This is a genomic window from Micromonospora sp. NPDC002296 (assembly GCF_040296145.1).
Lineage (GTDB): Bacteria > Actinomycetota > Actinomycetes > Mycobacteriales > Micromonosporaceae > Micromonospora.
This window is the reverse complement of the sequence record NZ_JBEOWQ010000001.1, coordinates 330,218-343,781: the sequence shown is the minus strand read 5'-3', so window position 1 is coordinate 343,781 and position 13,564 is coordinate 330,218. Positions and strand designations below refer to the sequence as shown.

The following is a 13,564-nucleotide window of genomic DNA, read 5'->3' as shown; positions in this document are numbered from 1 at the left end:
GTCGCTCGCCGACCGCACCGCGCCGTCCGGGTTGTCCATCGCGGAGACCCGTCGCCAGTGCCGCAACAGCCGGACCAGCGCCATCGACGCCAGGTCGTCCGCCGTGTGCCAGTCGCCGCACAGCGGGTACGCCGTGCGCGCAGCGGGTCCAGCCGCGACGCGACGTACTCGCGGTAGCCCTCGATGCCGGCAGGCGATCCGCCACCCCCTCACCTCACCGGTCAACCGGAGGCGAGGGGTGCCGGGTCAGCGGGGAATTGTGATCCGGCCGTCGACCGCCGCCGCGGCGATGTCGGTGCGGTGCTGCGCGCCGGCCAGCCCGATGCCGCCGACCAGCGCGTACGCGGCGTCCCGCGCGGCGGCGAGGGTGGGGCCGGTGGCCGTACCGCAGACGACCCGGCCCCCGGCGGAGAGCAACGCGCCGTCGGCGGCCCGGCGGGCGGTGCCCGCGTGGATGACGCCCGGACGGTCGGCACCGGTGATCACGTCGCCGGTGCGCGGGGTGCCCGGGTAGTTGTCGGCGGCCACCACCACGGTCACCGCCGCGCCGTCGCGCCAGCGCAGCGGCGGGTGGTCGGCCAGGGTGCCGGTGGCGGCGGCGTGCAGCAGGCCGCCGAGCGGTGTCTCCAGCAGGGCGAGGACGACCTGGGTCTCCGGGTCGCCGAAACGGGCGTTGAACTCGATCACCCGGGGGCCGGCGGCGGTCATCGCCAGGCCGACGTAGAGCAGCCCGGCGAACGGGGTGCCCCGGCGGCGCATCTCGGCCAGGGTGGGGTGGACGACGTCGGCCATCACCTCGTCGACCAGGCCGGACGGCGCCCAGGGCAGCGGCGCGTACGCCCCCATGCCGCCGGTGTTCGGTCCGGCGTCGCCGTCGCCGACCCGCTTGAAGTCCTGCGCCGGCAACAGCGGCACCGCCGCCTCACCGTCGGTGACCACGAAGAGGGAGACCTCGGGGCCGGCCAGGTACTCCTCGACAACGACCCGGCCGCACTCGGCGGCGTGCGCCAGCGCGGCGGCCCGGTCGTCGGTGACGACAACCCCCTTGCCGGCGGCCAGCCCGTCGTTCTTCACCACGTACGGCGGCCCGAACTCGTCCAGCGCGGCGGCGGTGGACGCCTCGTCCGCGCAGGTGTACGCCCGGGCGGTCGGCACGCCGGCGGCGGTCATCACGTCCTTGGCAAAGGTCTTCGAACCCTCCAGCCGGGCGGCCTCCGCGGAAGGCCCGAACGCCGCGATGCCCTTGGCACGCACGGCGTCGGCGACCCCGGCGACCAACGGGCCCTCGGGCCCGATCACCACCAGGTCGGCCCGGGTCTCCACGGCCAGCGCGGCCACTGCGGCAGGATCGGCGCCGTCCACCGCCCGCAACTCGGCCACCCCGGCAATCCCCGGGTTACCGGGCGCGGCGATCAGCCCCTCGACGGCCGGATCCGCGCAGAGCCCGAGCGCGAGCGCATGCTCCCGCCCCCCACCACCCAAAAGAAGTACCCGCACGACCCGAAATCCTACCCACCCCCTCTCCCACCCCCTCTCCCACCTCCGTTGATCATGAAGTTGTTGTCGGCCGCCCGGCGTGTCGCGGGCGACAACTTCATGATCACCGGAGCGGGACGCCCCTGAGCGCCTGGCGGACGGCCCAGGGGATGTAGTCGGGACGTAGGGTGTCCGACCAGGTGAAACGCAGGACCCGCCAGCCCGCGTTGATGAGTCGGTTCTGGCGTCGGCGGTCGGCGTAAACCGCCTGCGGACCGCTGTGCGGCTCCCGCCCGTCAGCCTCGGCGATCAGACGCGCGGCACGCCAGCCGAGGTCACCGATGCCGAGCAGGTAACCGTCGGCGTCACGCACCTCCAACTGGAGCACCTCGGGCGGCACCCCGCCGTCCACGCAGCGCAGCCTCGTCCGGGTCTCCAGCGGCGACTGCGCCCGACCGTCCGCCTCGGTGAGGTGGAGGCGGGCCGAGACCGCTCCCCGTCTCCCCCGGATCATGGACCCGATCAGGCGCAACTCCTCGGGCCCGAGGAGCCCTCGGTTCAGCGCGGAGTCGAGCAGGGACACGGCGGCGTAACGGTCCTCACGAAGGATGAGGTCGGAGACGGTGCGCAGGGGCCCGGTCGCCGCGATCCCCCCGACCGATCCGAGCTGACCCGGCGCGATCACCAACTGGTGGACGACCACCTCGGGATGCGCGGCCCGGGCCGGCCTGGCGACCGCCCCGGGCACGGACAGGTGTATCGCGTCGGACCGGGGCAGCCCCGCGATCCGGTGCAGCTCGGCGGCGGTCCCGAGGACAGCGGCTGCGCCCGGACCGAAGGACGCCACCGCCGCCCTGATCCGGGCCGCCCGGGGGACGCCGTCGTACAGGTCGGCGTCCACGAGGTAACCGCCTCGCGCGATCGCCCGCCACCGCCCCGAGCGGCACAACCGTTGCACCTCGTGCACGGTGAGACCGGCGGCACGCGCCTGCGCCAACGTCACGACGCCGTCCTGCGCAGCGGCAACCCGGCGCACCACCCCCACCGCATCCACAAAACCAGATTCCCGCCCCCCACCCGCCCCCCGAAACCCCCTGTGGAAAACCCCCACCCCGCCCTGTGGAAAACCCCACCCCCGCCTGCGTTGATCATGAAGTTATTGCCGCGACACGCCGAGATGGCGGGCAACAACTTCATGATCAACGCAGGCGGGGGCGGGGAGGGGGAGGCGGGGAGGCGGGGTGGTGGGGTGGTGGGGGTGGGGTGGGGTTAGGGGAGGAGGGGGTGGCGGGTTACGTTTTCCTCGCGGCCGGGGCCTACGCCCACGATGCTGACTCGGGTGCCGCAGATCTCCTCGATGCGGGCGATGTAGCGCCTCGCGTTCTCCGGGAGGTCGGCCTCGGTCCTCGCCTTGGTGATGTCCTCCCACCAGCCGTCGTGCTCCTCGTAGATCGGAGTCGCGTGGTGGAACTCGGTCTGCGTCATCGGCATGTCGTCGAAGCGCTCGCCGTTGATCTCGTACCCGACGCAGAGCGGGACCTTCGGCAGGCCGGTGAGCACGTCCAGCTTGGTGATCACCAGGTCGGTGACCCCGTTGAGGCGGCAGGCGTACCGGGCCACGACGGCGTCGAACCAGCCGCAGCGGCGCTCCCGGCCGGTGGTCGTGCCGTACTCGTGGCCGACCTTGCGCAGGTGCTGACCGTTGTCGTCGAACAGCTCCGTCGGGAACGGGCCGGAGCCCACCCGGGTGGTGTACGCCTTGCTCACCGCGATGACCTTGTTGATCGCGGTCGGCGGGATGCCCGCGCCCACGCACGCCCCGCCCGCCGTCGGGTTCGACGAGGTCACGAAGGGGTACGTGCCGTGGTCCATGTCGAGCATGGTGGCCTGGGCGCCCTCCAGCAGGACCGTCTCGCCCCGGTCGAGGGCGTCCCAGAGCATCACCCGGGTCTCGGCGATGTACGGCTTGAGCCGCTCGGCGTACTCCAGGTACTCCTCGACGGTCGCCTCGACGTCGATCGCCTTGCGGTTGTACACCTTGAACAGGATCTGGTTCTTCTCGCGCAGCGCGAGCTCCAGCTTCTTGCGCAGGATGCCCGGGTCGAGCAGGTCCTGAAGCCGGATGCCCATCCGGGCGACCTTGTCCCCGTACGCCGGGCCGATGCCCCGGCCGGTGGTGCCGATCCGGGAGCTGCCGAGGTAGCGCTCCACCACCAGGTCCAGGGCCCGGTGGTGCGGCATGATCAGGTGCGCGTCGCCGGAGATCCGCAACCGGGACACGTCCACCCCGCGCTCGGCGAGGCCGTCGATCTCGGTCAGCAGCACCTTCGGGTCGACCACCACACCGTTGCCGATGATGATCATCGCGCTCGGTGAGAGTGCGCCGGACGGCATCAGGTGCAGCGCGTACTTCTGCCCGTCAGGGGTGATCACGGTGTGGCCGGCATTGTTGCCGCCGGAGTAGCGCACGACGTAGTCGACCCGCTCACCCAGCAGGTCGGTAACCTTGCCCTTGCCCTCGTCGCCCCACTGAGCGCCGATGAGCACGATCGCTGGCATCTTTTCCGCCTCCAGAAGGCTCGGGTGCCAGGTGGCGACCGGTCGGCGAGCCCGGGGTGTCAGGCTAACAAGAGGTCGCGGCGGGACTAGCAGGGGTTCGTCGAGAGTCAGGAGATTCTTTCGTGTACGACGTGGTGCTGCTCACCCTCGGCTCGGAGCGGGACGCTCCCGGCGGGGGCTGCGGCAGCGGCGGGGCCTGCTGCGGTGACACCGACGGAGACGCTCCCGAGCGGACCGGGGAACGGTGCGAGACTCCCCGGGTGCCGGTGCTGGCCTGCGCGGATGCGCTGACCGCCCGGGGTGCCCGGGTGGAGACCGTTACCGCATGCTCGGACGCCGAGATCGACGAGGTGCTGGCACGGCTCGACGGCCCACCCCGCCCCGACGGGCTCACCTGGCCCGATCCCGACTCGAAGACCCGGCTGGTCGTCGCCACGGCCAGCGACAGCCAGTTGCGGGCCGTCGTGCGCCGGCTCGTCCGGCGGTACGCCCCACCGCCCAGCCGCCGCCCCGCCGACCTGCCCGGGAACCGTACGGTGCCGGACCTGCCGCCGGTGGGCGTACTCCCGCTCGATCCGGCCCGGGGCGGCGGGCAGCGTGACCTGGCGGCGCAGCTCGGGCTGCCGCGCGACCCGGCGGCCGTGGCCGCCGCGATCCTGGACGGCACCCCCCGCCGGCTCGACCTGCTGCGAAACGACGGCGGCTCGGTGACGCTGGACGGCGCGCTGCTCGGCGCCGCCGACGACGCCGGCCGGCCGCTGCACTGGCGGGGCCGGATCGAGGTCGACGACGTCGTGCTCTCGGCGGGCGACGACCCCCTCCTGGCCTGCGCCATCGGCAACGCGGGCGGATACGCCCAGCTCGACGGCCTTCCCCTGCTCACCGCCGGAGACCCGACGGACGGCGTGGTCGAGGTGGCGGTGGCCGTTCCCGTGGTGACCCGCTCGACGTTGGGCAGGAAGCGGATGCGGTTCGAGGTACGCCGGGCGCGGGGGCGCGCGGTGGCCGTCATCCCGCGCGACGAGCGGGTGCCCTACCTCGACGACGGGGTCGAGGGGGAGCTGAGCCGGAAGCGGTCGTGGTGGACCGAGCCGGGCGCCTGGGCGGTCTGGACGGCCTGAGGAGCCGCTGCGACGTTCCGGCGGCGCCCGCTTCGGGTACGGCCACCATGCCGGGTACGGCCACCGTGCCGGACGATTCGTTGGCACGCTGGGGTGTCCGGGGAGGGCGTCTTCGGGGCGCGGACCGGTGGAGATCCGCGTCGATGGCCGGCGGCTCGGCCCCGGGGCCTATCCTCGGCAGGAGGAATGGGGAGGAACCGTCGTGGACGACAACGCCGACCGGGTCCACGTACCCGGCCAGCAGCCAGCTCCGGAGCGGGACATCGAACCGCTCTGGCCGCCCGACCCGACCGATCCCGGGCCGGCCGACTCCGGCCCGACATGGGCCGTGAATGCGCCTCAGCAGCCGACACCCCAGCAGGCGACACCCCTTCCACCGGTCCCCGGACCGGGGCCTGACGCGCAGAGCGCGTACCCGTCGTTGGCCGCCTCGCCGGCCGTGCGGCCCGGGGCGGGGCAGCGGGACGCGTACCCGCCCACCGTCGCGCCGCAGTCCGGGTATCCCGAGGCCGGACCGCAGGGCGGGTACCCCGCCACCGCCGGGCCACAGGGCGGATACCCCGTGGTCGGACCGCAGGGCGGGCAGGCCGGGGGTGGCCAGGGCCACGGGTACGGGTACGGGCACGGGTACGGGCAGAGTGCACCGGGGCCCGACGAGTGGCCGGCGAACGGACCGGACGGGTGGGCTCCGGTGCCGTCGGAGACCGCGTGGGCGCCGCCCTCCGTAGGCGGCGTGCCGGCCCCCCGGGCCGGGCAGCCGGTGCCCGGGCCGGTGGATCTGCACCTGCCCTTCACCCTGGACCAGGCGGCCACCGCGCACCCGGCTCCGATCCCGGCCCGTGGGCCGGTGGATCCGGCCGACCCGTCGACACCGCCGACGACCGTTTCCCCACTGCCCGTCCCTCCGACGACCGTGCCGCCGACGGTCGGCACGGCCACCCCCGAGGTGACCGACCCGACGGCGGGGACCGGTCCGACCCCGGGGACCGACCCGACCGCGAGGACCGACCCGGGCGCGAGCGACGGACCGGCCGAGAACGGGGCTGCCGAGAGCGGGGCTACCGAGAACGGCGACGGGCGGGACGGATCGGCCGGCGGATCGGTGCCGGGGTCGAACGGCGGAGCGCGGGGGACGGCCGAGTCCCCGTGGGCCCTGCCACCGAGGCGTTCCGGCACGAGCGGACCGGAGCAGGAAGGCCCGGGTCCGGACGGGACAACTGCGGTCGGGACGGCTGCGGTCGGGACGGCTGCGGTCGGGACGGCTGCGGTCGGCTGGCCCGGCGGGACCGAGCCGGGCGGGACCGAGCCGGAGGGACCGGGGCCGCACGCCGGTTGGCGTACGACCCCGGGTCCGGCGGGAAGCGCAGTGCACCCGCCCGGGCCGTTCCCGCCGGTGATGAACCCGCCCGGGCCGCTGCCCCCGACCCCCTACCCGCCCGCCACCAGCGGCACTCCGGTCGACCCGTACGCGGCCGGTCCCCCAGCGGTCGACCCGTACGCGGCCGGTCCCCCGGCGGTCGACCCGTACGCGGCCGGTCCCCCGGCGGCCGTGACGGGCCCGCCGGCGGGGTGGGGGCCGGGACAGCAGCCCGCCCCGGGGCCCCGCGACGCGGGGCAGCCGAGCTGGTATCCCCCGGGCTGGCCGCAGCACGGCCAGCAGCCGGCGGCCCCGGTGACGCACCCGCCCTACCAGGAGGCGGACGGGGTCACCCGGGTGCCGCCCGGATACCCGGACGTGGGCTGGACGCCCGACCTCGGAACCGCGCCGACCGCCGAGGACTTCACCCGTCGCCGGCAGGTCCGCCCGGCCGACCCGGTGGCCACGATGGGCGTACGGGCCGTGGTGAACAAGACGGGGCTGATCAAGCTCCCGCCGGGGCGGCACGAGCAGGAGTTGCGCCACGACATCGAGATGGTTCGCCGCAACTTCGGCGGGCTGCGCCAGGTGACCGTGGTCAACCCGAAGGGCGGCGCGGGCAAGACCGTGGCGATCCTGCTGCTCGCCATGACGTTCGGGCAGAAGCGCGGCGGGTACGTGCTGGCCTGGGACAACAACGAGACCCAGGGCACCCTCGGGATGCGCGCCCAGCAGGACTTCCACTCCCGCACGGTGCGCGACATGCTGCGCGACCTGGGCCAGTTCCAGGGTGCCCACGGGCGGGTCGGCGACCTGTCGCAGTACGTCCGCTCGCAGGGCGAGGGGATGTTCGACGTGCTCGCCTCGGACGAGTCGGCCACCGGTGGGGAGATGCTCACCGCGTCGGCGTTCGCCGAGATCCGGGAGGTGGTCAGCCGGTTCTACAAGCTGATCTTCGTGGACACCGGCAACAACGTCCGGGCGCAGAACTGGCAGGCCGCGATGGACGCCACCGACCAACTCGTGGTGACCATGTCGGCCCGGAACGACTCGGCGGAGACCGCCGCCCGGATGCTCGACCACCTGGAGCAGAGCGGCCGGCAGCGACTGGTCCGGCAGGCGGTGACGGTGGTGTCCATGCCGCCGTCACGCAAGGAGATCGACCTGCCGGCCATCCAGGAACACTTCGCGGCCCGGACCCGGGCGGTGCTGCTGGCTCCGTACGAGCGGTTGATCGACACCGGCGAGCCGATCCGGTACGGAGGGCTCTCCTCGGCAACCCGGGACGCCTGGCTGAAGATCGCCGCATCGGTCGCCGAAGGGCTCTGAGCAGCGCGACGGCCGGTCCGGCAAATGCCGGGCCGGCCGTCGCGCCGGCTCGCAGGGATCAGGCGCTGGCCAGGGCGTCCCCGGCGGCGGGATCGCAGTCGCGCAGGAACTGGGCGCAGCGCGCCGCCTCGTCGGCCTCGCCGATCTCGCCGGCGGCCCGGGAGAGCACGTACAGGCAGCGCAGGAAGCCCTGGTTCGGCACGTGCGACCAGGGCACCGGGCCGTGCCCTTTCCAGCCGCTGCGGCGCAGCTGGTCCAGGCCCCGGTGGTACCCGGTCCGGGCGTACGCGTACGCCGGGACGACCTGGCCGGCGGCCAGGGCGCGGCCCGCGAGCGCGGCCCAGCCGGCGCTGTAGGTCGGGAAACGGGCCGCGACTTCGGCGTACGCCTCGTCGGTGCCGGCCTCGGTGGCGGCGGCGAGCGTGGCGTCGGCCTCGTCGTGGACCGGCAGGAGGGTGGCCGGCGGCTCAGGCAACAGGTTCTGCATCGTCCCATTCAACCCGCTTCGCTCTGCGCCGCGCGAGCGGGTCGGCAGACCCGCCTGGCTGAACGGTTGAGGCATCGGTCACGCCTGTGGCCCCAAGCCGGGGGACCCGCGGCCCATGCCGCCGGGAGACGTTCTCCACTACAACTATTGGTCCGGAGCCTCCCCAGGAACCGGTCACGCAGGAGCCCGGTGGCCTCGCCGCCGGGCTCCTGTCGTCCGGAGCGCGGAGCCCGGGGGCCGGAGGCCGGCGCACCGCCGAACCGGCGGGCCGGCGGTGCGCCCCGGCGGGCGGGTTTGGCGGGTTGCCCCGGGTGGGCAGGATGGGCTGGTGCCGACCCCACCTCCAGCGGATGTCATCTCCCCGCACGACACCAGCGCCACCGAGATCGAGACCCGCAGCGTCTTCGAACAGCGGTTGACCACCGGCACCCTGACCGGGCTGACCGTCCAGGGCCTACGCCTGGACCTCGACCCGGTCCCCGACCTCACCGGGACGGAGGTGACCGGCACCCTCTTCGTCGGCTGCCGCTTCGCCTCCCGCGAGGTGGGCGCCGACCTGGTCCGGCGCGGTGCGAACGTGGTGCCGCCCTTCTCCGGGCTGCCGTACCCGACCCAGCCGTCGCACCTCTACACCCCCGACGAACTGGCCGCCGGCTTCGCCGAGGGCGGCTTCGCGAACATGTACGACACCCGGGTGTACGAGCACTTCCGGGCGCACGGCGGCGCGCTGCCCGAGGTCAAGGAGGCGCTCGGTCAGCGGTTGCACGATCACGGCGTGGACAACGCGCTGGTCGACGCCACCCGCGCCTGGCTCGCCACGCACGGCCCGCAGTCGGTGGTCGGTGTGATGGGTGGGCACGCCGTCCGAAGGGGCAGCGTGCCGTACCGGATGGCGGCGGTGCTGGGCTGGGAACTGGCCCGGGCCGACCGGCTGGTGGTGACCGGCGGCGGGCCCGGCGTGATGGAGGCGGCCAACCTGGGCGCCTACCTGTCGAGCCGGCCGGCCGAGGAGCTGACCGCGGCGATCGACCTGCTGACGACCGCGCCGGACTTCACCGACCACGAGCGCTACACCGCCACCGCGCTGGAGGTCCGGGCCCGGTACGGCGCGCCGCCGGACGTGCCGCAGCAGCGCGGGGCCGGCGTGGACTGGGCGCGAGCCGGCGGGCTCGCCATCCCCACCTGGCTGTACGGGCACGAGCCGGCGAACCTGTTCGCCGGGCGGATCGCCAAGTACTTCTCCAACGCCATCCGGGAGGACACCATCCTGCGGCTGGCCCGGGGCGGGATCGTCTTCGCGCCCGGCCGGGCCGGCACCGTGCAGGAGGTGTTCCAGGCGGCGACGAAGACGTACTACGGCACGGACGGGTCGAGCGGCGCGTACGTCTTCCTGGACCGGACCTACTGGACGACGGAGCTGCCGATCGAGGCGCTGCTGCGCCCGCTGCTGACCGCCTCGCCGTTCGGTGACCTCTCCGGCACCGTGCACCTCACCGACGACGTGCGGGAGGCGGTCCGGGTGCTGACCGCCGGCTGAACCCCGTGACGACGACGGCCGGCCCCTCCCGGGTGCCGGCCGTCGTGTCGTACGGGTGGGTGTTACTTCATCCTGGTGCCGGTGGAGCGCAGGTGCTCGCAGGCCTCGGCGACGCGGGCGGCGAGCCCGGCCTCGGCGAGCTTGCCCCAGGCGCGCGGGTCGTACTGCTTCTTGTTGCCGACCTCGCCGTCGATCTTCAGCACGCCGTCGTAGTTGCGCAGCATGTGGTCGGCGACGGGCCGGGTGAAGGCGTACTGGGTGTCGGTGTCGATGTTCATCTTCACCACGCCGTAGTCCAGCGCCTCGCGGATCTCGGACAGCAGCGAGCCGGAGCCGCCGTGGAAGACCAGGCTGAGCGGCTTGTCCTTGCCGTACTTGGCGCCGACCGCCTCCTGGATCTGGTTGAGGATCTCCGGGCGGAGCTTCACGTTGCCCGGCTTGTAGACGCCGTGCACGTTGCCGAAGGTCAGCGCCGCCATGTAGCGGCCCTTCTCGCCCAGGCCGAGGGCCTCGACCATGGCCAGGCCGTCCTCGACGGTGGTGTAGAGCTTGTCGTTGATGGCGTTCTCGACGCCGTCCTCCTCGCCACCGACGACGCCGACCTCGATCTCCAGGACGATCTTGGCCTCGGCGGCCCGGTCCAGCAGCTCGGACGCGATCTTCAGGTTCTCCGCCACCGGCACGGCCGAGCCGTCCCACATGTGCGACTGGAACAGCGGGTCCTGGCCGGCGGCTACCCGCTCCTTGGAGATCTGCATCAGGGGCCGGACGAACTTGTCCAGCTTGTCCTTCGGGCAGTGGTCGGTGTGCAGGGCGATGTTGACCGGGTACTTCTTGGCGACCTCGTGGGCGTACGCGGCGAACGCCACGGCACCGGTGACCATGTCCTTCACGGACGGGCCGGACAGGTACTCCGCGCCGCCGGTGGAGACCTGGATGATGCCGTCGCTCTCCGCGTCGGCGAAGCCCTTCAGGGCCGCGTTCAGCGTCTGGGAGGAGGTCACGTTGATCGCGGGGTACGCGTACCGGCCCGCCTTGGCACGGTCCAGCATCTCCGCGTAGGCCTCGGGGGAAGCGATGGGCATATCGAACGCTCCTTACTTACCGCTGTCGGCCGTACTGGCCGCTGTCTTCCGTGGGTGCGCCGGACCGCGCTGTCCTCCGCCGGAAGTATCCCGTAGAGGGTGACCGCGGGCGTAACCGACCCTTGACCCGCCCGAGGTGTGGGCCGGTGACCGGGGCGCCGGGCACCCCCCTGCGGCACCTCACCGGCCCTCCCACCGGTCCGGCACGGCGACGCTGATCAGCCAGCTCACCACGGCCATCACGATGGCTCCCCAGAAGGCGGCCCAGAAACCGTCCACCCGGAACGGCAGGTCCAGCTGGCGGGCGATCCAGTCGGTCAGCAGGAACAGCAGCGCGTTGACCACCAGCGCGAACAGCCCCAGGGTCAGCAGGTAGAAGACGCAGCCCACCACCTTGATCACCGGCTTCAGCACGGCGTTGACCACGCCGAAGATCAGCGCCACCACCACGAGGGTGAGCGCCGTGTTGCCGCCGTGCCGGCCGCCCACCTCGACGCCGGGCACGACCAGGGTGGCGATCCACAACGCGATCGCCGTGATCACCAGCCGGATCAGGAAGCCCACGACACCATCCTGGCACCGCCGGCCGGGCCCGGAGGACCGATTCCGGCGACTCGGCTTTCTCCTCGGCTCCGAGCGCGCACCCGGGTCAGCCCGTACGGTGTGGGTAGCTTTCCACCGGAATCAGGGAGGGACGATGGGTCAGCCCGACGAGGACTTCACTCCGAGCGACCACCTCGCTCCGGAGGAGCGGGACCCGGAGGCGTCCCCGGCCGACGCCGTGGAGCAGGCCACCTCGACCGACCCGGCCGACGGCGAGCAGGAGCCGAGCCGGGGCCTGGAGGTCGACGACTGGGACGCCATCGAGCAGGCCCGGGTGGTCGCACCCGACGAGGACGACTACCGCTGAGCCCGATCGACGGGCGGCAGCGGGCCGGCGGCGACGGGCGGGCGGGATGTCCGCCCGTCGCCGCCGACGTCAGCGCAGGCCGGTGACCCGCTCGGGGTGCGCCGCGACCCACGCCGCGAGGCGGTCCTCGCGCAGCGCGGCGAGCAGCTCCGGGGCGGCGGCCGGGTCCGGCTCGTAGCGGTGGGACGGGGCGTCGACCGGCACGGCCGGCAGGTTGAGGCCGACCACCTCGGCGGACTTCAACCGGGGCACGAGGGCCAGCAGGTCGAGCAGCGAGCCGCCCGCCGAGCTGAGGGTGAGGTGCGGGCCGATGTCGGCGGCCAGCCGGGAAACCCGTACCGGGTCGTGCAGCACGCCCCGCTCGTCGGCCCGGCGCACCAGAGCGGCGGCGAATCGTTGGGCGTTGCGGTCCCGGTCCTGGGAGTCGCCGGCAAGGGTGCGCCGCTGCCGGAGCAGGTCCACGGAGGCGGCACCGTCCAGGTGCTGGCAGCCGACCGGGTACGTCCGGCCGGTGTGGATCGAGCGAACCTCGGTCGGCAGGCAGAGCTCCACCCCGCCCACCGCGTCGGTGACCTTCCGCAGCACGGGATAGGTCAGCACCGCGCCCGCATCGACGCGTACCCCGGTCAACCGGGCGACGACCTGTGAGGTGAGGCGATAGCCCGCGCCGAGGTCGGGCTGTCGCCCCGCCCCGCGGCTCCCGAAGGCGAAGGCAGCGTTGATCTTGTCGCTGCCGTGGCCGGGGACGGCCACCTTCAGGTCGCGCGGGATCGAGAGCAGGTAGAGCCGGCTGCGGTCGGCCGGCACGTGCACCAGCAGGATCGAGTCGGCCATCGGGGGCTGCGGGCCGCTGGAGTCCACGCCGAGAAGCAGCAGGTTCATCGCCCCGGCGGGTCCCCCACCGGTCGGTCCGGCCAGGAGTTCGGCCTGCCCCGGGGCCTGCGCCGAGGTGATGACCTGGGCCGAGCCGAGCCCGGTGACCGCCAGCAGGGCCAGGGTCGCCCCGCCGAGCGCGGTGCGCCGACGGCGACGCCGACGGACGGCGGCGAGCCGGTCGATGGCGGCCCGCAGCGGGCCGGTCGCCGGGGTCAGCGGTTCGTGCCGGGCGAACGCGGCACGCAGGTCGTCCTCGATCATGAGCAGGCCTCCACGTATTCGGCCCGGAGAGTGGCCAGGGCGCGGGAGATGGACGAACGAACGGTGCCGACCGCGCAGCCGAGGATCTCGGCGATCTCCGCGTCGGGCAGGTCCTCGTAGTAGCGCAGCACCAGGGTGGCGCGCTGTCTGCGCGGCAGGCGGGACAGCCAGGTCCAGACCTGGTCCCGATCCACGGCGGTCTGCGCGTGGTCGGTGGAGACCGGAACGGCGTCGTCGGTCTCGGCGCGCAGCAGCACCCGGCGCACCCACGAGCCGCGTCGCCAGTCGACGTACTGGTTGGTGAGCATCCGGCGCACGTACCGCTCCGGGGAGTCGGCCCGCGCCACCCGCCGCCAGTTCAACTGGGCCCGCACCATGGTCTCCTGCACCAGGTCCTGCGCCTGGTGCGGGTCGCCGGTCAGCATGACCGCGTACCGCAGCAGGGCGGTCAGCCGCGAATCGGCGAACTCCTCGTACGTCACTGCACCTCCCGGTGTCCTGCCCTAGTGACGGGACCGGGCCGACCGAACGTTGCGACCGCGCCGCCGTTGCCACCCGAAAACGGG

12 protein-coding genes are annotated in these 13,564 nt (G+C 73.6%); 4 read left to right on the top strand and 8 right to left on the bottom strand.

What is annotated here, in order from left to right:
- Window positions 1–246: 246 nt before the first annotated feature.
- From purD to ABT023_RS01605, 3 genes are all read right to left on the bottom strand, one after another.
- Window positions 247–1,497 (bottom strand): phosphoribosylamine--glycine ligase, encoded by a 1,251-nt coding sequence (gene purD / locus ABT023_RS01615; protein WP_350880511.1) that lies wholly within the window; start codon window positions 1,495–1,497, stop codon window positions 247–249.
- Between the two features lie 103 nt (window positions 1,498–1,600).
- Window positions 1,601–2,512, bottom strand: a complete 912-nt coding sequence (locus ABT023_RS01610; RefSeq protein WP_350880509.1) for a type IV toxin-antitoxin system AbiEi family antitoxin domain-containing protein — start codon at window positions 2,510–2,512, stop codon at window positions 1,601–1,603.
- Between the two features lie 233 nt (window positions 2,513–2,745).
- A complete protein-coding gene (locus ABT023_RS01605) occupies window positions 2,746–4,035 on the bottom strand; it encodes an adenylosuccinate synthase (protein ID WP_350880507.1) in 1,290 nt (429 codons plus the stop codon).
- 122 nt (window positions 4,036–4,157) lie between these two features.
- On the opposite strand from ABT023_RS01605, the gene ABT023_RS01600 reads away from it, so the two are divergent.
- A complete protein-coding gene (locus ABT023_RS01600) occupies window positions 4,158–5,156 on the top strand; it encodes a diacylglycerol kinase family protein (protein WP_350880505.1) in 999 nt (332 codons plus the stop codon).
- Window positions 5,157–6,048: 892 nt separating this feature from the next.
- A complete protein-coding gene (locus ABT023_RS01595) occupies window positions 6,049–7,842 on the top strand; it encodes a MinD/ParA family ATP-binding protein (RefSeq protein ID WP_502890565.1) in 1,794 nt (597 codons plus the stop codon).
- A 58-nt stretch (window positions 7,843–7,900) separates the two neighbouring features.
- Here the strand turns inward: ABT023_RS01595 and ABT023_RS01590 are convergent, their stop codons facing one another.
- Window positions 7,901–8,329 (bottom strand): DUF3151 domain-containing protein, encoded by a 429-nt coding sequence (locus ABT023_RS01590; protein ID WP_350880503.1) that lies wholly within the window; start codon window positions 8,327–8,329, stop codon window positions 7,901–7,903.
- Window positions 8,330–8,657: 328 nt separating this feature from the next.
- Here ABT023_RS01590 and ABT023_RS01585 point away from each other — a divergent pair, with 328 nt between their 5' ends.
- Window positions 8,658–9,866 carry an LOG family protein gene (locus ABT023_RS01585; RefSeq protein ID WP_350880502.1) on the top strand — a complete coding sequence of 403 codons (1,209 nt, stop codon included), beginning with the start codon at window positions 8,658–8,660 and terminating at the stop codon, window positions 9,864–9,866.
- A 62-nt stretch (window positions 9,867–9,928) separates the two neighbouring features.
- Here the strand turns inward: ABT023_RS01585 and fbaA are convergent, their stop codons facing one another.
- Entirely contained in the window at window positions 9,929–10,951 is a 1,023-nt protein-coding gene (gene fbaA, locus ABT023_RS01580) for a class II fructose-bisphosphate aldolase (RefSeq protein WP_350880500.1), read from the bottom strand.
- Window positions 10,952–11,131: 180 nt separating this feature from the next.
- Window positions 11,132–11,515, bottom strand: a complete 384-nt coding sequence (locus ABT023_RS01575; RefSeq protein ID WP_350880498.1) for a phage holin family protein — start codon at window positions 11,513–11,515, stop codon at window positions 11,132–11,134.
- A gap of 133 nt (window positions 11,516–11,648) precedes the next feature.
- On the opposite strand from ABT023_RS01575, the gene ABT023_RS01570 reads away from it, so the two are divergent.
- The gene (locus ABT023_RS01570) at window positions 11,649–11,861 is read left to right on the top strand and encodes a hypothetical protein (protein ID WP_350880496.1); all 213 of its coding nucleotides are present in this window, start codon (window positions 11,649–11,651) and stop codon (window positions 11,859–11,861) included.
- A 69-nt stretch (window positions 11,862–11,930) separates the two neighbouring features.
- Here ABT023_RS01570 and ABT023_RS01565 read toward each other — a convergent pair whose 3' ends face one another.
- Both ABT023_RS01565 and ABT023_RS01560 read right to left on the bottom strand, forming a co-directional pair.
- On the bottom strand, window positions 11,931–12,998 hold the full coding sequence (locus ABT023_RS01565; RefSeq protein ID WP_350880494.1) for an LCP family protein: 1,068 nt from the start codon (window positions 12,996–12,998) through the stop codon (window positions 11,931–11,933).
- Window positions 12,995–13,480: a SigE family RNA polymerase sigma factor gene (locus ABT023_RS01560; protein WP_350880492.1), complete on the bottom strand. Its 486-nt coding sequence runs from the start codon at window positions 13,478–13,480 to the stop codon at window positions 12,995–12,997. The genes ABT023_RS01565 and ABT023_RS01560 overlap by 4 nt, the downstream gene beginning before the upstream one ends.
- Between the last annotated feature and the right edge of the window lie 84 nt (window positions 13,481–13,564).

What these genes read in the sequence shown, in the direction of transcription:
- ABT023_RS01605 (WP_350880507.1), bottom strand. Translation starts at nt 4,035, where the DNA reads ATGCCAGCGATCGTGCTCATCGGCGCTCAGTGGGGCGACGAGGGCAAG.
- ABT023_RS01590 (WP_350880503.1), bottom strand. Translation starts at nt 8,329, where the DNA reads ATGCAGAACCTGTTGCCTGAGCCGCCGGCCACCCTCCTGCCGGTCCAC.
- fbaA (WP_350880500.1), bottom strand. Translation starts at nt 10,951, where the DNA reads ATGCCCATCGCTTCCCCCGAGGCCTACGCGGAGATGCTGGACCGTGCC.
- ABT023_RS01570 (WP_350880496.1), top strand. Translation starts at nt 11,649, where the DNA reads ATGGGTCAGCCCGACGAGGACTTCACTCCGAGCGACCACCTCGCTCCG.
- ABT023_RS01565 (WP_350880494.1), bottom strand. Translation starts at nt 12,998, where the DNA reads ATGATCGAGGACGACCTGCGTGCCGCGTTCGCCCGGCACGAACCGCTG.